General features: G+C 67.7%; 32 protein-coding genes. 14 read left to right on the forward strand and 18 right to left on the reverse strand.

Annotated features, from left to right (window positions below; genetic code table 11):
* Positions 1–281: 281 nt before the first annotated feature.
* The 6 genes from O7632_RS30260 to O7632_RS30285 are packed head-to-tail and all read right to left on the reverse strand — an operon-like array spanning position 282 to position 5,962.
* Positions 282–1,229 (reverse strand): ROK family protein, encoded by a 948-nt coding sequence (locus tag O7632_RS30260; protein WP_278119267.1) that lies wholly within the window; start codon positions 1,227–1,229, stop codon positions 282–284.
* Positions 1,229–1,984, reverse strand: a complete 756-nt coding sequence (locus tag O7632_RS30265; RefSeq protein WP_278119269.1) for a putative N-acetylmannosamine-6-phosphate 2-epimerase — start codon at positions 1,982–1,984, stop codon at positions 1,229–1,231. Before O7632_RS30265 ends, O7632_RS30260 begins: the two co-directional genes overlap by 1 nt.
* Complete coding sequence (locus tag O7632_RS30270) at positions 1,981–2,919, reverse strand: DUF4434 domain-containing protein (protein WP_278119271.1); 939 nt, start codon at positions 2,917–2,919, stop codon at positions 1,981–1,983. The genes O7632_RS30265 and O7632_RS30270 overlap by 4 nt, the downstream gene beginning before the upstream one ends.
* 47 nt (positions 2,920–2,966) lie before the next feature.
* Positions 2,967–3,788, reverse strand: coding sequence for a carbohydrate ABC transporter permease (locus O7632_RS30275; RefSeq protein ID WP_278119273.1), 822 nt, complete (start codon positions 3,786–3,788; stop codon positions 2,967–2,969).
* Positions 3,781–4,686, reverse strand: a complete 906-nt coding sequence (locus O7632_RS30280; RefSeq protein WP_278119275.1) for a sugar ABC transporter permease — start codon at positions 4,684–4,686, stop codon at positions 3,781–3,783. The genes O7632_RS30275 and O7632_RS30280 overlap by 8 nt, the downstream gene beginning before the upstream one ends.
* Complete coding sequence (locus O7632_RS30285) at positions 4,676–5,962, reverse strand: ABC transporter substrate-binding protein (RefSeq protein WP_278119276.1); 1,287 nt, start codon at positions 5,960–5,962, stop codon at positions 4,676–4,678. The genes O7632_RS30280 and O7632_RS30285 overlap by 11 nt, the downstream gene beginning before the upstream one ends.
* Before the next feature lie 126 nt (positions 5,963–6,088).
* Here O7632_RS30285 and O7632_RS30290 point away from each other — a divergent pair, with 126 nt between their 5' ends.
* The 3 genes from O7632_RS30290 to O7632_RS30300 all read left to right on the forward strand — a co-directional run bounded on the left by O7632_RS30290 (position 6,089) and on the right by O7632_RS30300 (position 9,012).
* On the forward strand, positions 6,089–6,811 hold the full coding sequence (locus O7632_RS30290) for a GntR family transcriptional regulator (RefSeq protein WP_278119278.1): 723 nt from the start codon (positions 6,089–6,091) through the stop codon (positions 6,809–6,811).
* 313 nt (positions 6,812–7,124) lie between these two features.
* The gene (locus O7632_RS30295) at positions 7,125–8,315 is read left to right on the forward strand and encodes a S8 family peptidase (protein ID WP_278119280.1); all 1,191 of its coding nucleotides are present in this window, start codon (positions 7,125–7,127) and stop codon (positions 8,313–8,315) included.
* Between the two features lie 394 nt (positions 8,316–8,709).
* Entirely contained in the window at positions 8,710–9,012 is a 303-nt protein-coding gene (locus tag O7632_RS30300) for a hypothetical protein (RefSeq protein ID WP_278119281.1), read from the forward strand.
* Positions 9,013–9,235: 223 nt separating this feature from the next.
* Here the strand turns inward: O7632_RS30300 and O7632_RS30305 are convergent, their stop codons facing one another.
* From O7632_RS30305 to O7632_RS30315, 3 genes are all read right to left on the reverse strand, one after another.
* The gene (locus O7632_RS30305; protein WP_278119283.1) at positions 9,236–11,020 is read right to left on the reverse strand and encodes a hypothetical protein; all 1,785 of its coding nucleotides are present in this window, start codon (positions 11,018–11,020) and stop codon (positions 9,236–9,238) included.
* Complete coding sequence (locus O7632_RS30310; protein ID WP_278119285.1) at positions 11,017–11,436, reverse strand: DivIVA domain-containing protein; 420 nt, start codon at positions 11,434–11,436, stop codon at positions 11,017–11,019. Before O7632_RS30310 ends, O7632_RS30305 begins: the two co-directional genes overlap by 4 nt.
* A gap of 70 nt (positions 11,437–11,506) precedes the next feature.
* The gene (locus tag O7632_RS30315; RefSeq protein ID WP_278119286.1) at positions 11,507–11,782 is read right to left on the reverse strand and encodes a hypothetical protein; all 276 of its coding nucleotides are present in this window, start codon (positions 11,780–11,782) and stop codon (positions 11,507–11,509) included.
* Between the two features lie 432 nt (positions 11,783–12,214).
* Between O7632_RS30315 and O7632_RS30320 the strand changes: the two genes are divergently transcribed.
* From O7632_RS30320 to O7632_RS30335, 4 genes are all read left to right on the forward strand, one after another.
* The gene (locus O7632_RS30320; RefSeq protein WP_278119288.1) at positions 12,215–12,448 is read left to right on the forward strand and encodes a winged helix-turn-helix domain-containing protein; all 234 of its coding nucleotides are present in this window, start codon (positions 12,215–12,217) and stop codon (positions 12,446–12,448) included.
* A gap of 531 nt (positions 12,449–12,979) precedes the next feature.
* A complete protein-coding gene (locus tag O7632_RS30325) occupies positions 12,980–13,222 on the forward strand; it encodes a winged helix-turn-helix domain-containing protein (protein WP_278119290.1) in 243 nt (80 codons plus the stop codon).
* Between the two features lie 352 nt (positions 13,223–13,574).
* The gene (locus O7632_RS30330; RefSeq protein WP_278119292.1) at positions 13,575–13,784 is read left to right on the forward strand and encodes a DUF397 domain-containing protein; all 210 of its coding nucleotides are present in this window, start codon (positions 13,575–13,577) and stop codon (positions 13,782–13,784) included.
* Positions 13,785–14,758: 974 nt separating this feature from the next.
* On the forward strand, positions 14,759–15,337 hold the full coding sequence (locus O7632_RS30335) for a VanZ family protein (RefSeq protein WP_278119294.1): 579 nt from the start codon (positions 14,759–14,761) through the stop codon (positions 15,335–15,337).
* A 115-nt stretch (positions 15,338–15,452) separates the two neighbouring features.
* Here the strand turns inward: O7632_RS30335 and O7632_RS30340 are convergent, their stop codons facing one another.
* The 5 genes from O7632_RS30340 to O7632_RS30360 all read right to left on the reverse strand — a co-directional run bounded on the left by O7632_RS30340 (position 15,453) and on the right by O7632_RS30360 (position 17,244).
* A complete protein-coding gene (locus tag O7632_RS30340) occupies positions 15,453–15,590 on the reverse strand; it encodes a hypothetical protein (RefSeq protein ID WP_278119296.1) in 138 nt (45 codons plus the stop codon).
* Between the two features lie 109 nt (positions 15,591–15,699).
* Positions 15,700–16,083 (reverse strand): hypothetical protein, encoded by a 384-nt coding sequence (locus O7632_RS30345; protein ID WP_278119297.1) that lies wholly within the window; start codon positions 16,081–16,083, stop codon positions 15,700–15,702.
* A 20-nt stretch (positions 16,084–16,103) separates the two neighbouring features.
* Positions 16,104–16,361: a hypothetical protein gene (locus O7632_RS30350; protein ID WP_278119299.1), complete on the reverse strand. Its 258-nt coding sequence runs from the start codon at positions 16,359–16,361 to the stop codon at positions 16,104–16,106.
* Positions 16,362–16,444: 83 nt separating this feature from the next.
* The gene (locus tag O7632_RS30355) at positions 16,445–16,588 is read right to left on the reverse strand and encodes a hypothetical protein (protein WP_278119301.1); all 144 of its coding nucleotides are present in this window, start codon (positions 16,586–16,588) and stop codon (positions 16,445–16,447) included.
* 161 nt (positions 16,589–16,749) lie between these two features.
* Positions 16,750–17,244, reverse strand: a complete 495-nt coding sequence (locus O7632_RS30360; RefSeq protein WP_278119302.1) for a DUF5662 family protein — start codon at positions 17,242–17,244, stop codon at positions 16,750–16,752.
* Between the two features lie 443 nt (positions 17,245–17,687).
* Here O7632_RS30360 and O7632_RS30365 point away from each other — a divergent pair, with 443 nt between their 5' ends.
* The 6 genes from O7632_RS30365 (at position 17,688) to O7632_RS30390 (ending at position 22,099) form a co-directional block, all read left to right on the forward strand.
* On the forward strand, positions 17,688–18,119 hold the full coding sequence (locus O7632_RS30365; RefSeq protein WP_278119304.1) for a hypothetical protein: 432 nt from the start codon (positions 17,688–17,690) through the stop codon (positions 18,117–18,119).
* A gap of 80 nt (positions 18,120–18,199) precedes the next feature.
* The gene (locus O7632_RS30370) at positions 18,200–19,294 is read left to right on the forward strand and encodes a DUF6183 family protein (protein ID WP_278119306.1); all 1,095 of its coding nucleotides are present in this window, start codon (positions 18,200–18,202) and stop codon (positions 19,292–19,294) included.
* A gap of 177 nt (positions 19,295–19,471) precedes the next feature.
* Complete coding sequence (locus O7632_RS30375) at positions 19,472–20,347, forward strand: barstar family protein (protein ID WP_278119307.1); 876 nt, start codon at positions 19,472–19,474, stop codon at positions 20,345–20,347.
* Between the two features lie 226 nt (positions 20,348–20,573).
* Complete coding sequence (locus O7632_RS30380) at positions 20,574–20,834, forward strand: type II toxin-antitoxin system prevent-host-death family antitoxin (protein WP_278119309.1); 261 nt, start codon at positions 20,574–20,576, stop codon at positions 20,832–20,834.
* Positions 20,824–21,237, forward strand: coding sequence for a type II toxin-antitoxin system VapC family toxin (locus O7632_RS30385; protein WP_278119310.1), 414 nt, complete (start codon positions 20,824–20,826; stop codon positions 21,235–21,237). The genes O7632_RS30380 and O7632_RS30385 overlap by 11 nt, the downstream gene beginning before the upstream one ends.
* A 124-nt stretch (positions 21,238–21,361) precedes the next feature.
* Positions 21,362–22,099 (forward strand): VOC family protein, encoded by a 738-nt coding sequence (locus O7632_RS30390; protein ID WP_278119312.1) that lies wholly within the window; start codon positions 21,362–21,364, stop codon positions 22,097–22,099.
* Positions 22,100–22,278: 179 nt separating this feature from the next.
* Here the strand turns inward: O7632_RS30390 and O7632_RS30395 are convergent, their stop codons facing one another.
* The 4 genes from O7632_RS30395 to O7632_RS30410 form a co-directional block, all read right to left on the reverse strand.
* Positions 22,279–22,653: a hypothetical protein gene (locus O7632_RS30395; RefSeq protein ID WP_278119314.1), complete on the reverse strand. Its 375-nt coding sequence runs from the start codon at positions 22,651–22,653 to the stop codon at positions 22,279–22,281.
* Positions 22,654–22,756: 103 nt separating this feature from the next.
* A complete protein-coding gene (locus O7632_RS30400) occupies positions 22,757–23,227 on the reverse strand; it encodes a sigma-70 family RNA polymerase sigma factor (RefSeq protein WP_278119316.1) in 471 nt (156 codons plus the stop codon).
* A gap of 93 nt (positions 23,228–23,320) precedes the next feature.
* Positions 23,321–23,485: a hypothetical protein gene (locus O7632_RS30405; protein ID WP_278119317.1), complete on the reverse strand. Its 165-nt coding sequence runs from the start codon at positions 23,483–23,485 to the stop codon at positions 23,321–23,323.
* A gap of 350 nt (positions 23,486–23,835) precedes the next feature.
* Complete coding sequence (locus tag O7632_RS30410) at positions 23,836–24,657, reverse strand: SAM-dependent methyltransferase (protein ID WP_278119319.1); 822 nt, start codon at positions 24,655–24,657, stop codon at positions 23,836–23,838.
* 224 nt (positions 24,658–24,881) lie between these two features.
* Between O7632_RS30410 and O7632_RS30415 the strand changes: the two genes are divergently transcribed.
* Complete coding sequence (locus tag O7632_RS30415) at positions 24,882–25,241, forward strand: hypothetical protein (RefSeq protein WP_278119320.1); 360 nt, start codon at positions 24,882–24,884, stop codon at positions 25,239–25,241.
* Positions 25,242–25,282: the final 41 nt, after the last annotated feature.

The raw sequence follows: 25,282 nt of genomic DNA on the forward strand, positions 1-25,282 counted from the left end.
TCGCGATCCTGGATGGTTCGGGTCAGTCGGCCAGCAGCGACCAGGTGCCGGCCCCGTGGGCACCTCGACCTGACCGTCCGCAACCTCTCCGGTGCCGACCAGCAGTGGTCGCGTACGGCCGTTTGACGAACCGCCCGAGCCCGGTCCCAAGCCGACCCCAGCGGCTGGCGGTCACGCCAGCGTCGACACGACCCGGTCGTTCCGGCAGTCATTCCACACCGGGCTCCGCGCGACGGGCGGGGTCGACGGGCCGCCGCCACCACGTCTCCGGAGGATCCGGGTTACCCGCTGTCGTCAGCGACGCCCGCCAGCAGCGCGGCACCGACGAGCACGGCGGCGTTGCCGAGCCGCGCGGTACGCAACGGCAGCTGGTCGATCCCGGGCAACGCCGCCGTGTGCAGCGCGGCGCCCACGCCCGCGACGAACCGGTCACCCAGTCCGACCACGCCACCGCCGAGCACGACGACCTCGGGATCGAGCAGGTTCGCGGCAGTGGCCAGACCAGCACCCAGCACCCGGGCCGCCAGGTCGATCACCTCGACCGCGACCGGATCGCCGGCGGCCGCCGCCGCCGCGACCTCCTCCAGCGGAGGTGCCGTATCGCGACCGGTCCTGGCCGCGTACTCGGCGGCGATCGCCGGGCCGGCGGCGTACGCCTCGACGTGGTCGATCGCGCCGCAACCGCAGCGCCGGCCGAGGTGCCGGGCCGCTGGCAGGTGGCCGACGCTGCCGGCGTACCCGTGCCGGCCCGCGACCACCTCGCCCCCGACCACGATCGCCCCGCCGATCCCGGTGCCGACAGCGACGACGAGCGCGTCCCGTGCGTCGGCGGCGGCACCACGCCGTGCCTCGCCAGCGGCCATCGCGTGTACGTCGTTGGACACGACGACCCGCAGGCCGAGGGCGGCGGTGAACGCCGCCCGCACGTCGGTGCCCCGCCAGCCGGGCAACGTGTCGGTGGCATGAGTGATCCGGCCCGCCGGGTCGACGGTGCCGGCGGTGCCTACCCCGCAGGCGACGGGGGTTCCCGCCGCGTCCCGCCTGGCCTGACTGGCCAGGTCGACCGCGGCGGCGAGGACTGCGGCCGCGCCGTCGGCCGCTGGTGTCGGCACCCGACGCAGCGGTCCGACGGCACCGTCGACACCGACGAGCGCCGCGGCGATCTTCGTGCCGCCGATGTCGACGCCGATCGTGACCCCGTCGTCCGGACCGGTCGTGTCCGCGTCCATCAGCACTGCCTCGCCGGGCTGGCGGTACCGGCCGCGCCGACCGGGTTCGCCGCGCCGGCAGCGCGCGGAGCGACCGCGGCGAGGCTCCGGGTCAACGCGACCGGGTCGGTGATCGCGGTTCCGACGACCGTCGCGTACGCGCCCACGGCGAACGCGGCGCGCACCTGGTCGGGAGTACGGAACCGCCCTTCGGCCACGGTGCGGACCCCGGCGGCGGTAAGCGCCGCGACAAGGTCGAGGTCCGGTGCCGACTGTCGTGGGCTGTCCGGGGTGTACCCGGACAGCGTCGTGGCCACGAGGTCCGCGCCGGCCGCCCAGGCGGCGAGGCCCTGGTCGACAGTCGCCACGTCGGCCATCACGGGCAGATCGAGCTGGCCGTGGACGCGAGCGACCAGCGCGTCGACCGGCAGCTCGGCCCGCCCGGTGGCCTCGACAGCGACCACGTCGGCACCGGCGGCTGCCAGTGCCTCGACCAGTTCCCAGCGCGGGGTGATGAGGTCGCGGTCGGCGGCGCGCTCCTTGTGCAGCGCGATCACCGGCAGATCCACGACGGACTTCACGGCCCGTACGTCGTCGGGGTGGTTGACCCGCACGGCGGCGGCACCACCGAGGGCGGCGCACACGGCGAGCCGGGCGATGACCGACGGCACCCGCAGCGGATGTCCCTCGGGTGCCTGGCAGGAGACCACCAGGCCGGCGGCGATCGCCGCCACCGGGTCCCGCAGCGGGGTCACCGGGTCCGACGGCGGGCTCATCGGGCACCCCGCGAGGTGAGGAACTCGCCGTATCGGTCGTAGAGGTTGCGTGCCGCCGGCCACACCGAGTTGGGGCTGAGGAAGTGGGAGAACTCGAAGGTGATGATTTTCTCCACGTACGGTTGGACCGCGTCGAGCTTGTGCGCGAGCTTGCGCCAGTCCGTCGGGGGGAACCGGATCGGCATGTCCCGGTCGAAGGTCTCGATGTTGGCCCAGGAGACGATGCCGTGCCGGCTCGCCGCCTCGGCCGTCGCGGCGAAGTACTCGGCCGACCGGGCCAGTTCCACGGTGCCGTCCTGGAACGCGCAGTAGTCGACGAGTCCGGCGTACCGCTGGAAGATCTCTTCCCAGATCCGTACGTGCTCCTCGGGCGAGCGGGGCCGCTGGCGGGGATCGGTGCTGGTGGCCATGTCGGCGCGGCCGTGGAAGAACGGCGAGACCAGGACGGGCAGGTCGCTGACCTCGCGCAGCCGGGCCGCCAGAGTGGTGTTGATGTCGACGATCCGCAGACTGCTGTCGGTGGTCTCGTGCGGCAGGTACCAGCCGCGCAACGCCGGCGAATCGCCGTACCGCTGCCACATCTCGTCGATCACGGCGAGGTTGACGTCGATCTCGGTCTGCCAGTCGTAGCGGTACCAGTGGTAGTGCGAGTCGTAGAGACCGAGGAAGAAGTCGATGTTCCGTTCGGCGGCGAGGTCGAGGAAGAGCCGGACCAGGTCGACGTGGACCGGCAGCGTGGGCAGCCGGTCGCTCACCGCGCGGCTCGGGCAGGCCAGCCGCTCGCCCAGGCCGAGCCGGATGAGTACGACGGTGTCGATCCCGGCGTCGACGAAGGTGTCGAACTCGCGGGCCCATTCCCGCTCGCCCCAGTTCTGTGACGGGATGTCGACGCTGATCTCGTCGAGGAAGGTGCCGCTGATCGCCTGGTACGGCATGGACGTTCCTTTCGCGGTTGGTGCGGTCGCGGTTGGTGCGGTCGTGGTCACTTCAGTCCCTTGGTCGCGATGCCCTCGACGAAGTACCGCTGCCCCAACAGGAAAATGATCAAGGCGGGGAGGGTGAACATGACGCTGGCCGCCATCAGCGGCCCCCAGTCGACGCCGCGCTCGGAGAAGAACGCGTACAGCCCGACCGACAGCGTGTACTGGCTGCTGTCGCTGAGGTAGATCAGCGGGTTGAGGAAGTCGGTCCAGGTCCAGACGAACTGGAACACCGCCACGGTGGCCAGCGCCGGCCGAGCCAGCGGAAGCACGATCCGCCAGTACACCCGGAACTCCGAGGCGCCGTCGAGCCGCGCCGCGTCGAGCAGCTCGTCCGGGATCCCGACGAGGAACTGGCGAAGCATGAAGATGAAGAACGGGATGCCGAAGAAGCTCGGCACGATCAACGGGAAGTAGGTGCCGACCAGGCCGATCTTGTTCCACAACAGGTACAGCGGGACGAGGGTCACCTGCGGTGGCAGCATCATCGAGCCGAGGACGAGCGCCAACATCAGGCCGCGTCCCGGCCAGTGCAGCTTCGCCAGGGAGTACGCCACCAGCGGACAGGACACCAGGCTGCCGACGACGCAGAGCCCGGAGACCAGCAGGGTGTTGCCGAGGTAGCGCCAGAACGGCATCGCCGACAGGGCCGCCTCGAAGTTGCCGAACTCCCACTGCTCGGGCAGCAGTCGCGGCGGAAGCGAGAACACCTCGGCCGGCGGCTTCAGCGCGGTGCCGATCATGACGACGAACGGGAACAGCATGCCGAGCGCGATCGCCCAGACGAGCGCGTGGCGGCCGGCGAACCGTGCTTTTCTATCCATAGTGTACCCATCGCCGCGAGGTAAGCATCAGGACCGCGGTGACCGCGAGCGTGACGAGGAACAGCACCCAGGCCAGCGCCGACGCGTAGCCCATCTTCAGGAACACGAACGCGTTCTGGTACACGTACATCCCGTAGGTGAGCAGCGAGTCGTCGGGACCGCCGGCGGCCGCGTTGAGCCGGGTCTGCGCCAGCAGGTACGGCTGGGTGAACATCTGCAGGCTGGTGATCAGCCCGACGATCAGCTGGAACAGGGTCACCGGGCTGATCGCCGGCCAGGTGACCGCCCGGAACCGCTGCCACGGTCCGGCGCCGTCGACCATCGCCGCCTCGTAGGTCTCGCTCGGCACGTCCTTGAGCGCGGCCAGGTAGATGACGGTCGTGCCGCCGACCATCCACAGCCCGATCAGGATGATCGCCGGCTTGGTGAACGTCGGATCCTCCAACCAGTTCGGCTGCGGCAGGTGCAGCAGGCCGAGGATTCGGTTGAAATAGCCGTACTGGGCGTTGAGCAGCCAACGCCACACGTACACACTGACCACGAGCGGAATGATCGTCGGCAGGTAGACGATGGCCCGGTAGAGCGGCAGGCCGCGTACCCGCGAATTGAGCGCCAGCGCGAACGCCAGCGACAGGGCCAAGGCGAGCGGTACGCCGAACACGGTCAGGTAGACCGTGTTGAACAACGCCCTGGCGAACCGTTCGTCGCCGACCATCACGCGGTAGTTGTCGACGCCGACGAAGGTCGGCGGCTGGAAAAGGTTGAAGTCGGTGAAGCTGTAGTACCCGGACGCGACGATCGGTCCGAGGATCAACACCACGAAGCCGACCAGCCAGGGGCTCGCGAACGCCAGCCCCAACCGGAGCTGGCGTCGCGAGGTCGTGGACCTACGGGGCATAGGAGCTGACCTTGTCCGCCACGTCAGCGAGCCCTTCGGCGGGCGACGTGCGTTGTTGGGCGATGTCGTCGAAGGCCTGGCCGAGGTCACTGGTGTACTCGGCGGACCACGGCGTGCTCGCCAGCGACTGTACGTTCGGGCTGCGAAGGGCGTCGAGCCAGGTCGAGAACTGCGGCAGCGTGTCGTAGCGCGGGTCGTCGAGCAACGAGATGCGGGCCGGCAGGTTGCCCAGCGCCAGGGTGAACTGGACCATGGCGTCCTCGGACAGCAGGTACTTCATGAACTCCCACGCCTCCTCGGGGTGCTTGGCGTTGCGCGGGATGAACAGGGTGCTGGTGGTGACCTGGGTGGTGTCGGCGAGTTCCGGCCGCGCCGCCGGGTACGGCAGCGGTGCCACGCCCCAGTCCAGGTTGGGGGCGTATTGGTCGATGAACACCGACTGCCACTCGCCGTCGATGATGGTGGCCACCTTGTCGACGTAGAACGGATTCTGCGCGGAGGCGTACTCGCCGAAGCCGGAGGTGAAGTCCCGGACCTGCTCCACGCCGTAGGCGCCGGGGATGTTCTCGGTGTAGAACTCCAGGCCGGCGACGTTGCCGGGGTCGGCCGGGGTGGGCCGGCCGGACTGGTCGTCCCAGGCGCCGCCGAACATGAACCCGAGCGTGGTGAACGACGTGTTGATCTCGGCGTTGGCGTAGCCGAGCTGGGTGATCGTGCCGTCGGCCTCCTGCTTGGTGAGCTTGGCGATCTGCTCCGCCCACTCCTCGGTGGTCTCCGGCGGCCCCTCGATGCCGGCCTCGGCGTAGAGCTTCTTGTTGTACAGCAGCATCTGCGCGTGCAGGGCGATCGGCATCGAGTAGGTCTGACCCTCGTACCTCATCTGGGACATCGCCGCCGGCACGAAGTCGTCGGTGTCGAGCCGGTCCGCCTCGATGAAATCGTCCAGCGGGGCCAGGATGCCCTTGCTGGCCCAGGCGCCGACGCCGTTGCCGAAGTGGTCGGAGATGTCGAAGCTGCCCTGCGCACCGGACATCGACGTCAACTGCTTCTGGAAGTCCGGGTTGGAGACCCCGCGGACCTCGATCTCGTCCTGGCTGTCGTTGAAGTCGGCGATGATCCGCTCAAGCGCGGCGGCCTCCGCACCGGCCCAGAGGTAGGAGAAGACCACCTCGACCCTGTCGTCGCCGCCGTCCGACCCGCCACAGGCACCCAGCGCCGCGGCGAGGACGCCGGCCATCGCCGCGGCGGTGACCCGCCGGAAGTAATCCCGTCTCACGTGCACCTCCAAAGATCATCTCTGGTCTAGTCCAATTGTCAGTTCGGGTAGCGTAGACCGGCAGACCGCGCAGCGCTAGTATCATTTTGGTTTAGACCAGCCACTCCCCTGGAGCTGACATCTCGGATGACCGCGACCAAGCACGAGCTGCTCCGCAGCCATTTGCAGAACCTCATCGAGCGCGAGCTCGCCCCAGATGAGCGGCTACCCACCGAGCGAGACCTGGCCCAGGAGTTCGGCGTCAGCCGAATGACCGTGCGCCAAGCCCTCGAACGCCTGGAGAACGAACGGCTGGTCTACCGGGTGCGCGGAGCCGGCACCTTCGTAGCCCGACCAGCAATCACGAAGAGTATCGAGCTTACGTCTTTCAGTGATGACATGCGGCGACGCGGCCTGACACCCGGTGCCCAACTGCGCACCGCCGAGGCGATACCGGCGGGCGCGAGCGTCGGCTTCGCGCTGGGCCTGAGCCCGGCCCACGAGGTGGTACACCTGGAACGGGTCCGCACCGCCGACGGCGTCCCGATGTGCATCGAGCACACCTACCTCTCGGCCGCCCTCGTCCCCAAGCTACTCGACCGACCGTTCGACAACTCGCTCTACGACCTGCTCCGCGACCATTACCACATCCGGCTCGTCCGAGCCGAGCAGTCCATCCGCGCCACGGTCCTGGACGAGGAGGCGGCCACCCTGCTGCAGGTGCCCGCTTTCAGCCCAGCCCTGCTGGTCGAACGAACGGCCTACGACCAGCGAAACCGCCCAGTGGAGCGGGCCATGTCGACATATCGGGGCGACCGCTACGCCTTCGAGATCGAGGTCGTCCGCCCCACGACCGACGGCGCCCAGTAAGGTTCCGCGACGTCACTTCGCCCTCGACCATCGCGGTCGAGGGCGCTCGACTGACGAACGCGCCCCGCTCGCCGGTTGGGCGGCCCGCCCGGCCGAGGCCACGGACCCGCAGGCGGCACCGCAGGCGATGAACACCCCTTCGGGCCGCCGATTCCGACGATTGCCTTATACGTCGCACCGCACGCTTTTTTTGCTGCTCTCCGACCGCTCTAATATCGATCAACTTATATGCTTTCCTGGTTGGTCCACCAGCGTTGCCCGTGATCCCTTTCTCGGCATGCTGGCGGAACCTGGACCCAAGGGGAGGATGGGAATGAATCTCTCGCGCGTCCACTGGCGTCGACTGGCTGCGGCCGGCGTCGCCACGACCATGCTCGCCGCCCTGGCGGGCAGCCCCGCCGCCGCCGCGCCGCCGACCGGCGAGATCCGCCAGGCAGTCGGGGCGCAGGCCGTACCGAACAGTTATGTCGTCGTCCTCAAGGACAGCGCCGTCGGGGGCCGGGCCGGCACCCGCCAGGCCACCGTCCGGGACCTGGCCGCGAAGCTGACCACCCGGTACGGCGGCAGCACCGGCCAGATCTACGGCGACGCGCTCAACGGCTTCGAGGCGCGGCTGTCCGAACTGGCCGCCAGGCGGCTCGCCGCCAACCCGGCGGTCGCCTACGTCGAGGAGAACCACGTCGTCCGTACGACGGTCACCCAGTTCAACCCGCCGTGGGGACTCGACCGTATCGACCAGCTCAGTCTTCCGCTGAGCGGCACCTACAGCTGGGTCAGCCAGGGTACGGGCGTCACCGCGTACATCATCGACACCGGGATCCGGATCACCCACCCCGAGTTCGGCGGGCAGGCGGTGTACGGCATCAACGCGGTCACCGGCGGCACGAACGCCGACGACTGCAACGGTCACGGTACGCACGTGGCCGGTACCGTCGGGGCCACCACCTACGGCGTGGCGAAGGACGTCAAGCTGGTCGCGGTGAAGGTGCTCGACTGCGTGGGTGCGGGCACCCTCACCAGCGTGATCACCGGAGTCAACTGGGTGACCGCCAACCACCTGCCGGGTCAACCGGCCGTGGCGAACATGAGCCTCGGCGGTTCCTACAGCTCGAGCCTCAACGCGACCGTGAACAACTCGATCAACGACGGCGTCACCTACGTCGTCGCCGCCGGGAACTCGGCCGCCAACGCCTGCAACTATTCCCCGGCCAGCGTGCCGGCCGCGATCACCGTCGGTGCCACCCAGGCGAACGACGCCCAACCGGCCTTCTCCAACTGGGGCCCTTGTGTGGACATCCGGGCACCGGGCGTGGGCATCCTCTCCACCTGGATCGGCCCGGCCACGAACACCCTGTCCGGTACGTCGATGGCGGCACCGCACGTGGCCGGCGCGGCGGCCCGGGTGCTCCAGATCAATCCGGGCTGGCCTCCCGCCCAGGTGCACGCCTTCCTGGTCGGCACCGCCGGGCCGACCGGCATCGTGTACCTGCCTCCGATCTACTGATGACAGCCGATCCCCGTACCTGAGGCCGAGACGGGTTCCCGGGCCGTCAGCCGGCCGGCTCGGCCCGGGGACCCATACTCCGTTCGGCACTGATCCCGCTGCGGGATCATGATCCCGCAGGGGGATCACAGCGGAACACATATTCGTTCCCGAGGGCGGGCCGTGGGGTCGCCCAGTAGCAGGTCCAGGTCGTACCGGCTGCACAGGTTCTGCATCGACCCGGGGTTGGCAGAGCGCCTAACATCGGCATACGTGGTCTCATACGTACTGTCGGCCACGTCACCGGCAGACGACCCGCCGGTGCTGCTGACCGCCGCCGTGTGGTCCGTGGTGGTGATGGCCGCACTACTGGTCAGCAGCCTAATGGCCGGGGTACCTGGGTTGGCTCCTCGGAATGCCGCTCCCGGTCGTGATGGTCGCGTGGGTCACTATTCGGAGCATTCGGCAAAGCCAGTTCGATGAGCAATGGCCGCCAGTGGACGTGTCTGCGGACGATCCGGTCAAGGTCCGTCGCGCCCTACGCCAAGTCGTCGACAAGGGCGCCGACGAGGAGCACCAGAATTCCATCGAATTCTACCAAACTCTTACCCACCTGCTGGATGAGGTGGTACCAGCGCTGCGGACCCGCCGGGCCGAGCGCCGATTCGGCATTTCCGCCACCGACGTCGGCCCGTGCCGAGGACGAATCCTTACCTGATACCGCAGGTTGACGCGTGCCCCGGCTCCTCGGATGTCCGGACCCCGAGGTTCGCCGGGCGCTGGCCCGGTCGCCGCTGTCGACCGGGCCAGCGCCTCGGCCCGGGGACCCATACTCCGTCTGGCGCTGATCCCCCTGCGGGATCATGATCCCGCAGGGGGATCACGGCGGAACGCACATTCGTTTACCGCCGGGGGCCGCCCGGGGTAGCTGGCAGCCGGGGTCAGGGTGCGGGCTTCCTCGGGTGGTCGGTGGTGGTGGTGTGGGTGCCGTCGGGGTGGAAGCGGACGGTAGCGGGGCGGCCGGGCTGGGTCGCGGCGAGGTGGCGTACGGCGGCGATGAAGGCCGTGGTGTCGGGTGCCGGACCGGCGGTCGCGGCCCGGTGTGGGACGGGCATCGGGGTTTCGGGGTTGGTGGGGATGGTGGCGCGCAGTGCGCCGTGCAGGTAGCGGTAGCAGAGGGCGACGGCTTCGGGCAGGCAGGCGCAGGTCGGCATCGGATCGACGGTCAGCGGCGCGGCCGGGTCGACGACCCGTACCGCCCAGGAGTGGCCTTGGGACAGTCCGGGCCGGCCGGTGTTGCGGTGGTGGTCGGTGACGGTGACGTCCAGGGCGAGGCCGAGTCCGGCGATGAGGCGGGCGAGGTCGGCGAGGGTGGGGCCGGGCCAGTCGGTGGCGCGGACCAGGAGTCGGCCGCCGTCGTGGGTGGCGCCGACGTCGGCGAGGTACGCGGTAACCGGGTCGGTGTCGGGGTGGACGACCATGCTGACCCCGTTGCGCAGGTGCTGGTAGATGACGTGTTCGCCGTCGATGTCGGTGAGGTCGGTCGGTACGACGCCGAACTGCGCTGCCAGCGAACCGATCTGGTAGTGCTCGGCGAGTTGCCAGACGGTGGCGCGGCTGGGTGGTGCGGCGAGCGCCTGGGTCGGCGGCGGCTGGTCGTCGTCGGGTCGCCAGTTGCGGTGCACGGTCCGGCCGCGTAGGTCGGTGACGGTGACGACCGCGCCGCGCCGGACCCGCCGGGTGCCGTGGCAGTCCACACAGTACGGCGGGTCGAGCGTGTCGGCACAGCGGGCACAGGGGTGGGTGGGGATCGCCTCGCCCCAGTATTTCGGGTGGGGTGGTTCCCAGCCGCGTACGTACCGGCCGGCGGTGTCGGCCGGTCGGAGGCTGCTGTGCCACCAGTGCCGGTTGCGCCAGACAGCCTGCGCGCCGCCGTGCTGGTCGGCGTCGGCGATCATCCGGCGTTCGAGTTGGTCGAGGTCGTGGCCGCCGGGATGTCCGTCGAGCCCGACCGGCACCGGGTGTGGGGTGAGCGCGTCCTCGGTCAGGTAGTGGGCGGGTAGCTGCGAGTTCGCGGTCGTCAGGCCGGTGACGGCCTTGTCGGCGGGGATGGCGGCGAGCGCTGTGGGCAGGTCGGCCGCCCAGCGGTGCGGGTAGTCGGGCACCGGGCCGCCGGCGAGTTCGAACCGGATGTCCCAGCTCAGCCGGCCTTTCGTGGAGCTGGGTCGGGCTTCCAGGACCAGGTCGACGTGCAGCTGGTCGGCGAGCGCGCACAGCCGGCCGAGCAGCCGGGCCGGGTCCGCCGGTGGCGGCGGCTCGGTGGCACGGCCGATCAGGACCAGCCAGGGTGAGGTGGTGCGCTCGGCGAGCGCCGCCGCTTCCCACCGCAGGCGTTCCCGCTGCGGGGCGGTGGGCTGCCATTGCATGGGTAGGCTCAGCCCGGACGACGGCAGCCGGCCGGGTTCGTCGGGGAAATCCGGGTCCCGCAACGTCGACGCGGCCACGCCCGCGCGGCGCGCGAGGTCGGTGACGATCGGCGCGTACGGCAGCCACCAGGTGCCGTTCGGGGTCGGCAGCGGCGTGAACGAGCCGGGGACGAGGCTGGTCGACGCGACTGCCCCGGTGTCGAGGTTGGCGACGGTGAAGACGAGTTGCGCCCGCCGCCGCTCCGACCCCGACCCGGTGACGTAGAGGGAGCCGGCCGACACCCGGTCGACCCCGGTCACGCCGCGACCCCCACCCCGGTCAGGCTGGTCTGGGCCTGCTGGAACTGCTGTGACTGCCAGTCCCGCAACGCCTGCTTGATCCGGGCGTTCTCCTCCTGGGTCGAGTGCAGTTCGGCGCGCAGGGCGGCGAGTTCGTCGGCGACCAGGTGCAGGAAGGCCCGTACCTCGGTGGGGTCGAAGCCGTGCCGGGTGCGGTCGCCGAACCGGCGGTCGCGGACCAGGCCGGGGCTGATCGACGGCCGTACGGCGGTGCCGTACAGCCGGGCGGCGGTGTTGGGGCCGGACCGGATCTGCGGACGCGGCCGGCCGGCGGCCGCCGCTGTCGTGTCGCGGCTGTGCTGGGTGATTTCGGCGAGCAACCGCCGGGTGCGCCGGCTGCGGACAGGCCGGCGGAACAGGTCGAAGAGGCCACGCACGGGAGGACCACCTTTCCAGGTCACGGGTCAGACAGGAACATCAGAGGGAGTACGGGTGGGGAAACGTGGTTCACGTCGTGGTGCCGCCGGGTCGGCGTTGGGCGGGGGTGCGTACCCAGCGCAGCCCGGCCCGTTGGACGAAGATCTCGCGCCGTTCGCGGGCTTCGCCGTCGGGTGCCAGCACGTAGCCGGTCAACCACAACCAGCCGTGGTACGTCGGCTTCGGGTCCACAGTCGTCACCCGGAACACGAAGCCTCTACCGGCCGCGAACTGCACACTCGCCCGCCGATCGATGATCAACAAGTCACCGGGCCGGGGATCCGCCGGAGGCTGACCGGCCGACACGCTATCGATCCGCCGTCGACACCGTCGTACCGAAGAAGTCGAGGAGTCTGCTCACGGTAGGACCGCCTTTCGAGGTCACATATCGGGCAAGGACTTCGGGGAGGGACAGGTGGAAGGGCGGCCCGACCCCGAGCGGGAGCAGAGGTCGGGCCGCCCGCCCTGCGAGCGCAGCCTCGATCGGCGGTACGCCCGCAGGGCAGTCAGATACAGCCGAGGCGGGTCGCTTCACTGAAGGAATGGGTCGCCCTATCCAGCGACGCGGCCCCGCCCCGGCTGCCGGGCTGGGCACACCCGGAGGGTGGAAGGCCAAGCTGCCGAGCGAGGCGTTCCGGGAAGCAATGTTAGGTAGCTAAGTTACCTGAGTCAACATCGGTCTTGTAGGTAGCGAAGTTCCATGGTCAAATCGAGGTGCCGAGCGAGGAGTACCTTGAAATGCCCAGTCGAACCGCCGACTACCTGCGTGTCGTCGAGGACATCACCAAACAGATCCGGTCCGGCAAGCTGTCGCCGGGCGACAAGCTGCCGACCTACGCCCAGCTTTCCGACACGTACAAGGTCAGCGTCTCCACCGCCCAGGCCGCCCTGCGGCTGCTGCGCGACCGTGGCCTGGTCGAAGGCCACCAGGGTAAGGGCACCTACGTCGCCGAGGGAGCGACGGAGATCTGATCTCCACCGCCCGGCTCGCAGCCAAGCACCACGCTCCCGCTCAGCCCACGGCCCGGCGGCCGAGGTGGCGTAATCGAGATTCCTGTGCACGCTGGAACCGCCTCTCAAGATCACTAGCAGGCATGATCGAAGATCACGCAAGGTCAGTGAGCAACCCGACCCCGACCGGCGCATGGAGGCCGGACAGCCCACCCTGCGAGCACACAGCCCCGATCGGCGGTACGCCCCCAGGGCCGCTTTGCGGCGTGGGCCAGATCTAGCAGCGACTGCCGTGGTCAAGTACCTCCTGCTCTGAGGCGCTGCCGTACCGGGGAGCAGCACAGTTACGGATTGCCGGAGTGACATCGGGCAGCAAGGTAGCGATGAAGCAACGCTCCTTCGCGTCCGACGCCACCCCGGCAGGACGCCCACAGTGCCTAGCTGGGGGGACCCAGGAGCCACTTTACCGACGTTGTTGGTAAAGTCAACGTTGCGCTTGAAGTCATCTCACAGCTTGTGATCGAATGTGTGGGCCTAGCTGGGGGTTCCCGCATGCCCACACGTCAGTTCGAGCCGCACTACCGACGCATCATTGCCGACATCCGGCAGCGCATCGCCTCTGGCGAGTGGCCGCCGGGGCACCGGCTTCCCTCAACGCGGGAGCTGGCCGACCTGTACCAGGTCAGGAGCCAATCGACCGTCCGACAGGCCATCACCATTCTGATCGAGACGGGCGAGCTGTACGGACACCAAGGACTCGGAGTCTTCGTCCCCAACGAGACCTCGGCCCAGTAGGTTGGCGACACCTGTGGATCCGAGTTGGACAACCGGCCAGCTCACTGCTGAGGGATTGGCTGCGTCCCTGCCGGATGTCCTGCGGCCTGCTCGCCGAGTGCAGGTCTTCGACCGCAGAGGCGAGATCCGGACAGCACGGAAACGCCACAACCGCGAGCCGTCATCACTTCTAGCTGCTGTAACAGAAGAGAATTTGAGCAGTCGCGGTCCTCGACAAGGACTACCATGAAGAGACACATGGGCTGGCGTTTGACCACCTCCGCGCGACCGCGCTCTCACCCGCCGAATCGCTGGCCTTCCTGCGGTTGAGGGCCGAGGCGATACCGGCGCAGTGAGCAAGGGAGAGCACCGAATGACCACCACCCCCCGTGGCCTGGATCAAGCGATCTGGCGCAAGAGTTCCCGCAGCAACGGACAGGGTCAGTGCGTCGAGGTGGCCACCAACGTCCCCGCCACAGTCCTCATACGCGACAGCAAGGACCCCGCTGGCCCGGCACTCACCTTCTCCCCCGCTGGCTGGACGTCCTTCCTCATCACCCTCAACCCCGACACCCGCCCCTGACCCGAGACTCTGACCGACTCCGGCCCCCCGAGCGTAGGCCGTTCCCCGATCGAGGTGCGCTGGACGCAGCGCAGGGGCATCGCTAGATATCCACTTGGCAACAAGAGCAAGTGATAATCACCACAGAACTTCCACCCACCGGTCATTGACTTCACCGATGCATCGGACTCGGCGGACGAAGCTGTCCCAAAGAGGATCTTGCAATACGTGATTGACATACAGCGATGGGATAGATACCGTCTGTATCAGAGAAGGTCCCGGTTCGAATCAACAGATAAACTGTGCGTCCTACTCACTGCCAGTCGGCGACTTAACGTCCGACCATACAACGATCTCGGCCCACAGCTGGACATCGTTAAGCTATTGCTAATCAAATACGCGGAGGTGAGACGCGCACCTGTTGATACAGAGACAGTTCACCGCACTCCTGAAAGGAACCAGCATCGTGAAGCTAATGACTCGCGCCTTTTTCTACACGATCGCCGCAGTCCTGGTAGCTGTTGGCCTCACAGCCTCTCCGGCTCATGCAATCAATGTCAACGACTGCAGCAACACAGGCGGATCATGGAGGGGAAGCGCAACTGGACAACTCTCGAACGGTGAGCTTCAAGCCGGATTTTGCGTGGATTCTGACCGAAAAGCAACCCGTACTACGGTCCAGTACGTAAAAACGGGTGGTTCGACCGTGACCCTACGATTTGGCTGGCAAATCATCAACAGCTCTGGAACAACAGTTGAATACACAGCATGGGACCAAGGGGCATTCACGCAATCCGCAGGTCAGACGAAATACTTTCGGTTTGAGTACCCAACATGGCGACCCTCGTACGATAGCAACTATCCATGTGGCCGCGGAATTATGCGGGACCAGAACACCGAGGTAACATACGTTACCAAGTTAGTGTGCAACATGTGAGATCGGAGCTATGATGGCCTGGCCAGTGAAGGGCCAGGCCATCGATTGTGGAGGTTTCGTGTTAGAGCAGTGGCTATTAGCTCAGTGGCTGATTAGTCCGACAACGATCACGGCTTGGACGGTTGGGACCGCACTCGCTGTCGCCATCTCACTAAGAATTGCCCGATCGAAGGGATTTCCCGTACTACCGGCCGCTGCGGCCGCCGTATCAATAGTTCCAATATTGGTACTATCAGTCCTTCCATTTCCCGGATCTTCTTATTCAACACCAGCAAGCGGTGCCCTTGGCAGCTTTCTTGGCCAGTTTACCGACCCCTCCCTGATCTGGTACATTATCATCAATTTTGGGAACTCTGCCGAAAAGGTCGCTAACATTGCGATCTTCACACCTGTCACCCACTTTGCCACAATCGCCACGCGCAGTCCCGGTCGGGTTCTACTTTTTCTAACGACAATGTCGCTGCTCATTGAGGCGTTCCAGACAGCCACCGGAAGGCTCGGCGACGTAGGCGATGTGCTTCACAATTCCGCCGGAGCATTGATAGGACTACTTCTTGCCCTTCTTACCCAGGCGGGCAAGAAGTCCATCCAGCAGATCAAAATGCGACCGGCATCACATATTGATGGCGCGAGATAGAAGCACATTTGATGCACAGGGACAGGAATTGCCTTCTCGGACATTCTCCCTGTAGCGCGCTACCGGAACTCGATGACGTGCGCTCTGAAGCGCTCAGGTCGCAGCCTACCGAGCATCAGAGTCGATTTGCCGTATCGACAGCACTGGCGAGCATGGCGTCGATCTCGGGGTCGAAGTCCGACTCGACATCCGGATCGAGTGCCGCCTTCACCAAGAGTTCAGCAGCGTTGGCGTCGATCTCGTGCGCGTTCACCGGAGCAGCTGCACGTAGCTCGGCAACAAGCCGCAACCCAACACCATCACGACCGCCCGACCCCACACCAACTGTCCGAGTTACACACCGTCACCCACGGGACTTGGGACTACTTACCTTCAGAGGAGTCGGCCTTCTGCACGAAACGGCGCGCGAATCGATCGGCCCGGCTGCCGGCCCCCTGTGCTTCCTCTACGAGCCGCTCGCCGGAGACATCGATTCTGGGTCCAGCCGGAGGCGCTACACCTGGAGCAATGTGGCCGACGTACTCGACGATGTGCTCGCAGATATCGTTCAGGATTCCGGCGACCCGGTCGGCTTTAGCCCCAGCGATCTTTACCTCGCTGATCGCCGTCTTGATTGACTTATCGTCGCTTCCCTGAGCAGCTTCGGGGTAGTGAGCCGCTGCCTGGTCGGCGTCGGCTTGTGCGCGGTTGGCGGTCACGGCTGCCGCGATGAGACGCTCACGCCCGGCGTAGAGCTGTGCCACCACGTCGCCCAGGGTCCCAGACATCAGAGCTTCGCCACGTACTCGTTCGCGTTCTGCATCGCAGCCTCGAACCGCCGGATCGCCAACTCGACCTCACGTTCCAACGAGTCAACCTTCGCCTTTGCCTTCTCCACCTCGTCATGGGTGCTGTCATGCATCGTGGCCCGAGCCAGAGCACCCGCCTCCACTGCTTCGGCGAGCGCCTGCTCAAGGATCTGGCACCCCTGCCGGACTGCTTCGTTGCCCAGCTCGACGGTGCGCTTCACATCGTCAACGCTCATTGACCACCGCTCCGTCGCCTCCCGCCACAAGCCGAACCTACCGAACCCTGGCACCGTCCAACAGGGTCGGACAGTGTCGGGTCCTACTCGGGGAGGCCGCAGAGCAGGGACAGGGCGGTGCGGTCCGCGCTGAGGGTGGACAGCTCGGTGTTGATGAAGTCGGTGTAGAACTGTGCCGGCGATCCGGATAGCCGGCACCTTCGTCGGCGTACCACTGGTGTAGCCACAACTCCAGCTCCCGCAACACCCGCTTCCGCAGCCCGGACGGCTTGTAGCGCTGCTTCGACAATAACACCCACCAGGCGCATTGCGACGGCGGTACGGCCGGTAGCACCGGACACGACAAACACGGCGAGCCTCACTCGCAGTGCGACGTTGCGGTGGCTGGCTATTCGGTCGGCAGGTCGCGGCCTGGCCGGGCCGGGAGCCAACCGTAGTGGCGAGCCGTGTTTCTGAGGATGTCCATCAGTTGGGGCGCGAGGCCGAACCGCTCGCAGTGGATCTCCAGAGCCTGTGCGAGGTCGCCGTCCCGGCCGCGTTCGGCAGCCGCCTTCCAGTCGGCAAGCATCTCGATCAGATCGACCAGGGTCATGTCGCGGACGCCGTTGGGAAAGTGCTCCGGATGGTGCCGGTTGTTCGCGTAGTGGTGGGCAAGGCCGTCACCCATCGCCGCCACCACGGCCTGGTACTCCTCGCTGCCGTACGTCGCGGTGTTCAGCTTCGGCACGAACTCGTCGTACGTCGACCGCTCCGGCTCGATGGTCTTGCTCAGGTCGTGACGGATGGACCGGTCGAGCAGTTCCTTGATCGGCGAGCTCATGAGGTCAGCGACGCGCAGGCTGTGCCGGAGTGTGTCGGCGGTGGAATCGAACGGCGTAGTCATGTTGGCTCCCAGGAAGCGGACGCGGTCGGTTCGCCCTATCCTTGCGCGATCGGGACGGACGTGTCGTCGGACCATGAGCGCTCCGACCGGACCCAGCGGCACAGCGCCGGTGACGGATATCCGTCGCTCAGGATCCCGCTCCCGCGAGGTGTCGGCCCGGCACAGGTAGCTGTCACGTCTGGCCTGCCCACTCGGGGAGCAGCGGAGCAGGGACAGGGCGGTGCGGTCCGAGCCGCGACCAGCAGTTACCGCAGAACGCGATGATCCTGCGACCACCGCACCCCCTCGCGGCGTGCCGACCAGAGCCTGCGGCAGCACGAGGTGATCATTACTGCGGGTACGCGTCTCATCACTCACATCTTGCCCAAGAGCGGGTAGATAGTTAGACTTCGAAGCCTCCCGGTTCCTCGGAGGATCCCCTTCAGCGCGATCATTGGAGATTCATGAGGCGCTATCTGCGACGCGTCCTGGCATTCTTCGCCGTGGCTTTTCTGGTCGCCGGATCGTCGACACTGGTCGCCGCGACACCCGCTCAGGCGTTCGGCAACGAGACCTTTGGCTGCCGCGTGGTGCCGGGGTCAGATGCCATTTGGCGGACCTACTGCCTCAACACGGTTCCTGCATATTCCTACAATGTCGGCTTCGCGGTCCTCAACCAATCGGGCGGCGGGTACACCTACTCGTGGAACATCAGCGGGACCTACCAGCACGTGATCACCGGTTGCACCTCCACGTCGTCATCGTGCGCGGTGGCCGTGTCGAACAACCAGGATCACTTCATCGACGCCACGGTCACCTACAGCAAAGACGGACAGAGCGCGACCAGGCACGCCTCGGCCGCCATCCTCATGTACTGCGGCGACCTCCTCTGCTGACCCATGCTGCTGCCGGGCGCAGTGGTCGATCAGACTCGCCGGCATCCCGATACGAGGTCACGCGGGCTAGGGTCCTCGGCGTGGATGACGATCCCCGGAGCATTGACGATCCCCGGAGCATTGTGGCTGGCCTCGCCGAGCTGGGCGACGTGACGGGGGTGTGGGAGCTCGCCGAGCAGAATCTCAGTGCCGGCGACGCGCGCTTCGTCGCGGATCTCGGCATCGCGGCGTGGCGCAGGTACGGGGGCGACCCGACAGCGCCGTGGCAGTACCGCAGCTTTTTCGACCGGACGCTGCGGCTGCTGACTTTGACGCCAGGGGCGATCGACCAGGCTGTCCGGCTGATCGCCGTCGTGCAGGACCGTCGCCAGGTCCGGTACGCCGCGTCCCTGCTCGCTTCGGCCCACACCGTCGCCGACTTGGACGTCGTGTTCGACGCGGGCAGATCGGAGGAGCTGCGGGCCTGCCTGCTGCAGGAACTGGTGTTGCGCGGAGCCGAGGTACACCATCGATGGGCTGTCTCGCCGCATTGGCGCCATCATCCGCTCGGCTGGCTTCCGTTGTCGTTGACTCCGATCGAAGGACGCCCCGGCCTTCCCCGGTACCACATCGGAGGGGAAAGCCAGGACCTACCAGCCATGGCGGCGGAGCCCGTTCACGGGCACGGTCCTGTTCCCCGTTGGCAGGAGACGACCGCATCCAACGAGGCGGTCCCGCTCAGTGCGGCGGTCCACAACTGGGCCGACGAATCCAACGGCCGTATCGAGGCACGGACGTTCGCGTTCGACGACGACCTCCCGCCGGACGCGGTCGGTGATGCGCTGGTGAGCGTCGGCCTGGAATGCGCCCAGGGCATGACAACCGGACTCGGCGCATGCTCGGCGCTGCAGGCATGGCAGCAGTTGTTCTCAGCGGCGTCGACCGGGGGCGCGTACAACCGCGGCGAGTACGGAGCGTACGGAAGGTTGCTGGCCTGGCGGTCCGTTGCGGCGCTGGCCGGTGCCGCGCACGACGCCCCTGCCGGTGACGTCGAGACGCTGGCGCATCGCTGCTCGTGGTTTTCGTTCGCCCGCTCCACCGCATGGTTCGACAACATCGCCTGGGACATCGGTCTGGCAGTGGTGTCACCGGACCGGCGGCGACTGGCAGTGCTGGCTGCCAGTGACACCGACTGATCCAGACGCATGGGGCTGCCCGTACCCATGTGTCTGTTGCGGTTACCAGACGATGACTGAACCACCGGGATCGCACGAAACCTGTCGTCCGACAGCAGGAAACGCCGGATCGGGGCCCTCGACGAGCGCGGCGACGATCGGCTCCGGGCAGTGCGGTGCACCCGGTACGGTCGCTCCATGGCTGGTGGCAGGGCATCTGGAGAGCTACTGCGGCTCTGGCACCGTACGCCGCCGTTTCGTTGGTTGCTGGTCGACGAGGACGAAGACGAGGACAGCCCGAGCAAGGCGATCGCCGCGTGCGTCGACATCGAGGGGCTGTTCGACGAGAGCCAGTCCCCCTCGCTAGCGGTGGCTCGGCCGGCGGTGCTGCTCGGATGCCAGCCGATGCCGCCGATGGGACGTGCTCTCGACGCGCTAGCTCTCGACGTGGGCAACCCTGGTGGGGCGGCCTGGCGCCGGCGGATTCGTGCCTCCATCGCCAGCCTGGCAGACGACGGCAGCGCAACCAAGGTGGTCGGCGTCCATCTCCAAGGTGCGGTGACGGCGGTCCGCCCATCGGCCCTCGGCGGTGGTCTGGTCGATGTCACCCTCGACACCCCCATCGCCAATCCCATGCCGTACGGGGCACGAAGCATCTGGGAGCTCTGGCGATCCGGCCGACCGGCCAAACCCGGCCGATGGGCGGGCTACGACCGCGATCTCCGGCACCAGTGGACGATGACAGCGCTGGCGTACCACCGCCACGACGCCCCGGACAAGCCGGCCGGCAGCATCTACGAGGTCGACGGACGGAACGTCACCGACGTCGGAGGCTTCTACTGCGCCATCGGTGAAGCGGTCAACGGGCCGGGCGGCTACTTCGGCTCGAACCCCGACGCGCTACACGACTGCGCCCGAGGCGGCTGGGGCGCGGCGTCGCCGTTCAGGCTGGTCTGGCGGCACTCGACCGTGGCTCGGGAGCACCTGGACCGGCCCGACCGTGCCACCGACCCCACGTTCGGGCAACTGCTGGGCTGGCTCACCGAAGACAGCATCGACGTCCGTACGGACTGACCCGTACGACATGGTGGCTTGCCTGCGGGTAACGCCGTCTAGCGGGCCAGCACGCCGCGAATCCTGGGCGACGGGTGACGCAGCATCGCGTTCCGTACCGGCGGCGGCAGCTCACGACGGCGGCGTAAGCCCGCACCCGCCGGCTGCCGATGGCGCGGGCATCTGTCGTCCGCGCGGCGAGTGCCACCGTGTAGCACCCCGTGCTACACCATGCTAGGCTTCCGGTGTGGCAGCGGAACTCACTCAACGGGATCTCCGGGCGAAATCGGGACAGATCATGGATGCGGTGGAGCACGGTGAGTCGTTCATCGTCACTCGCAACGGCACCCCCATCGGCGAGCTGATCCCGCTGCGTCGGCACCGGGTGGTCACCCGTGAGCAGTTCGCGGGCGTGTCAGCCAACGCACCGGTCATGGATGCTGCGCGGTTCCGTGCCGACGCAGACAGCGCCATGGACGGTGGCCTCCGGGACCCGTATGAAGTCTGAGACGCACGGCCTACTCGACACCAACATCCTTATCCTGCGCCGGCAGATCGACCATGCCCGGCTGCCGGACACGATGTCGATCAGCAGCGTCACCCTCGCGGAGCTGTCGGCAGGTCCGCATCACACCGATGATCCAGCCGAGCGCGCCCGCCGGTTGGACGTACTTCAGCGGGCCGAATCCGAGTTCGATGCGCTGCCGTTCGACGCGGAGGCGGCACGAGCGTTCGGCAGAGTGGTCGCGGCCGTGCTGGCGGCAGGTCGCAAGCCGAGAGCACGGACGGCTGATCTCATGATCGCGAGTGTCGCCATCGGAAACCGCCTACCGCTCTACACCACCAATCCCGACGACTTCGCCGGTCTGAACACCCTGATGACGGTGGTGGCGGTGCCGCTTCCTGACTGACACGGGACGGATATGGCCGATCTCCACGATGTGGCGACGGAATACATGGTCGGACGATAGCGGAGCCTACACACTGTCCATACCTGCCAGCTCGCCATGCCGAAATCCCTATAACATCGTCGGGGTGGTTACGCGGCTGGTGCAGATCAACATGAAGGCCCGGAGCGACTCCGCGTTGGGCGGTTTCTGGGCGGACGTGCTCGGCTGGGAAGTCTCCAGCGAGGGACCGGGCGTGACCAACCTCGAACCCGAAGGCTTCGTCTACCCCGACCCGGTTGCCGTCTGCATCGACCTGGTCGTCTCACCGGAACCCAAGACGGTGAAGAACCGCGTACACCTCGACCTCGCCACCACCTCGACGGCCCATCAGGCAGAGCTGGTCGCCCGGCTGCGGAAGCTCGGCGCGACCCCCGTCGACATCGGCCAGGGTGACGTGCCGTGGACCGTCCTGGCCGACCCGGAAGGCAACGAGTTCTGCGTGTTGGAGCCCCGGCCGATCTACGCAGACACCGGGCCGATCGCCGCGGTCGTGGTCGACTGCGTGGACCCGCGAGCCATGGCCCGCTTCTGGAGCCAGGTCACGGACTGGACCCTGTACGAGGTGACCGACGACACCGCGCGGCTGCGCTCCGCCGCTGGTGTCGGCCCGTACCTGGAGTTCGTCCGTACGCCGGACGTGAAAATTGGGTGGAACCGCGTCCACCTCGACGTCCGCCCGTACCCGGATGACGACCTCGACGCCGAAGCGGCCCGACTGCGTGCCCTCGGCGCCGCCCCTGTCGATCTCGGCCGAGACGACATCCCGTGGAGGGTCTTCGCCGACCCGGAAGGCAACGAATTCTGCCTGCTCACCCCCGGCTGACCGGCCGTGGCGTGCCGGCTCTACCACTGACGGATGCGAATCGCAGGGGCGTAACCGCACGATCGTACGGCTGGTGGCTGGTGTTGTCCGCCCGCCCCGCACCGCCTTCGGACGGCCGACAAACGCTCACTCGGCTGGTTGTGGCCACATGATCCTGGTCGGGTGCGGGCTGGGCCCAGTTAAGCGCATTCTCCCAGTGTGCCGGTCAAGGTGCATGAGGTGGAGGCGGCCGGCGCGAGGTACATCATCGTGTAGAAGACCTGCGTCTGCGTGTCGGCATACGTCGAAATGACCAGGATACTTCCGTCGGGGAACAGCTCCGGCTGCATGGTGTACCCGTCGGTGGAGACCGGTTTGCCCTCGGGCCCGAGCCGGTTGAGCGCCTCACTCGTGTAGCCCCGGGCATCGACACCGGGGCAGAAGCGCTCCGGCAGCCCGGTGCGTACCTCGGTCGGTACGCCGGCTTGGCGCAGGTCGGCGGCGAGACCAGCTGGATCATCAAGCCGGTCCCACTCCACGATCAGCTCCACCGAGCCGTCCGGGTTCGTGGTCACCGCGTACGCGGGGGTGGTACCGCCGGGGCCGCCTGAGACGATTCGGCGTCCACCCGCCAGTCCGCGACGGGATCCGCGCCGCACATCAATCGATCGGTCTCCATCATTGTCCTCCTTCGTTTGCCAGCGGGGAGAGCGCGGCGTCCGCAGGCGTCCTGGTCGCGGTCGGCGCCAACACGGCCGCCAGGCGCCGCCGGGCCCGAAACAACCGCACCTTGTACGCGGTACGACTGCACCCCATGACGGTGGCGGCGGCGGTGGCGTCGAGCCCTTCCCAGGCGGCCAGCCGCAGCGCCTCCTGGTCTGCTTCGGACAGTTGTGCCAGCGCGTGGCGTACCCGTACCTGGTCGATCACGACGTCGGCGTGGTCGGCCGTGACCGTCTCGACGACCGCGCCCAGCCGGGTCGTCAGCCTCGCCTGCCGCTCCCGGCCTCGGATCTCGTTGCCGATCAGGTGCCGGGTGGTGGCGTACAGCCAGGGCAGCGGGTCGGTGGCCGGCACGTCCGGCAGGCGTCGCCAGGCCACCAGAAACGCCTCGCTGACGAGGTCGGGCGTCGGGGTTACCGTCGGCACCAAGGAGCGCTACCACCCGTTCCCCTGTTGCTGCGATCGGTAGAGCACCGCGCTAACGAGGGACAGTCGTCAACGAGTTCGCGGTCGGGTCGGTCAGGAGGCGGAGTAGCGGCCCGGCAGGTCGGAGACGGCCGCTGGTGGGTCGTACTCCTCGTTGAGCCGATCCAGGACGTACGCGCGGGAGTCGAAGATGTCGAGCCTAGATGGACAGTGCAACCGGCCCCATCCGGAGCCGGGCGGCGGCGTTCCGGCTCCCACTTGAGCGGCACCGGCTCCACCTGCCGGTGAACGCGGGCGGCTGGACTCCCCCGCCGGGCGTACCCGGGTAGTCAGGTCGTGGGCTGACGACCAAAGCCCGTCGTCGGCCGCAGCATTTGGGCGCTGAACGTCTGGACCGAGTAGTCGCGCCGGCAGCGAACGAGGGTCTCGCATCGGCGGTGACCGTAGTTCCCGAGTATTGCCGCTGCTGGAGGCGGATGTCTTTTCTGCCGTGATCCCCTTGGGGGATCATGATCCCCCAAGGGGATCACGGCAGAAACGAGTATCGCCTCCCGGGCCACCCGGGCCACCCGGGCCTGGCGACCGAGCCCGCCGACCGGGCCTGGCGATCAGGGAATCCGGGCCACCGCGCCGTACATCGAGACGTCGGACGCCCCCGGGCGGGGCCGGGGCTCGTCGTCGGTGCGCCAGTCGCTCACCGGCACGATCCCGGGCGGTACGAGGTCCAAGCCCTCGAACAACGCGGCGAACTCGGCGCGGTCCCGGGGCCAGATGTCGGTCTGCCCGGCGGCCAACATCTTGTCGTAGACCGCCGCGATCGGCGCCGGCAGGAAATCCTTGGTCGCGTTGGTGACGGCCAGGTAGCTGCCCGACGGCAGCGCGTCGACCAGCTCGGCGACGACCGGTGCCGCCGCCCCCGCACCGGGCAGGAAGTGCAGCACCGCGACGAGCATCAGCCCCACCGGCCGGGACAGGTCCAGGGTGGCGAGCAGATCAGGATGATGCAGGATCTCGCCGGGCTCGCGCAGGTCAGCTTCGATGTACGACGTCCTGCCCTGCGGGGTGCTGGTCAACAGGGCCCGGGCGTGCACCATCACCATCGGATCGTTGTCGACGTACACCACCCGCGACTCCGGCGCGATCGCCTGCGCGATCTCGTGCGTGTTGTCGGCGGTCGGCAAGCCGGTGCCGATGTCGAGGAACTGCCGGATGCCGACCTCACCGGCCAGGAACCGAGTCGCCCGCCCCAGAAAACGACGGTTCTCCCGGGCGGCGATCGGCGCGCTCGGCCAAGCCGCCGCGATCTGGTCCGCCGAGGCCCGGTCGACGGCGAAGTTGTCCTTGCCGCCGAGCCAGTAGTTGTATCGGCGGGCCGGATGCGGCACCGACGTGTCGAGCCGGCTGGACAACGCGCCGTCGTGGTCGACCACGAAAACCTCCGGATCCCGATCCGTACGCCCGAACAGCCGGCTGTCGTACCACCGGCGCGACGGCTCGACCGATCCTACTGGACGGTCTACGGCCGGCTGACCCGCTCGTCGATCCAGGCGAGCAGCGGACGGATGTAGTCCATCCCCGGTTAGCCGCCGACGCGCTCGAATTCGGCAAGAAGATCGAGGACCTGAACCTGCCGCTGTCACCCAGCAACCGGGTCGTGTTCACGTCCGCGATCGCGACGCCGTGGTGGCCCGCGCACGGGGTGGCCGAACTGATCAACCGTACCGCCGAGGTGTTGCCGGAGGCCGCGCGCCGAACCCTGTCGGCGTTACAGAGGTACGACATCGCGCACAAACGCAAGATGGCCTGGGCCACCATCAGCGCGGCCGCCACCACCGCCGCCGGAATCGGGGCCGTGCCGATCCGCGCTGGTCGCCGCCGTGCTCGGTCCCGGCGCCGCCACCCTGATCGGCCGGTACGCCGCCGCCGGGCTCATCTGAAGCGGCGCTTCGCCGACGCTTTCCAGCGGGTCAAGACCGACGACGCCGGTAACCAGCAGCCGGGCGTGCCGGCCTAGCCCTGGTCGGTCCGTCGCTGGTGACTCCGCTGATCCGCGCG

This window comes from Solwaraspora sp. WMMD406 (assembly GCF_029626025.1).
GTDB lineage: Bacteria > Actinomycetota > Actinomycetes > Mycobacteriales > Micromonosporaceae > Micromonospora_E.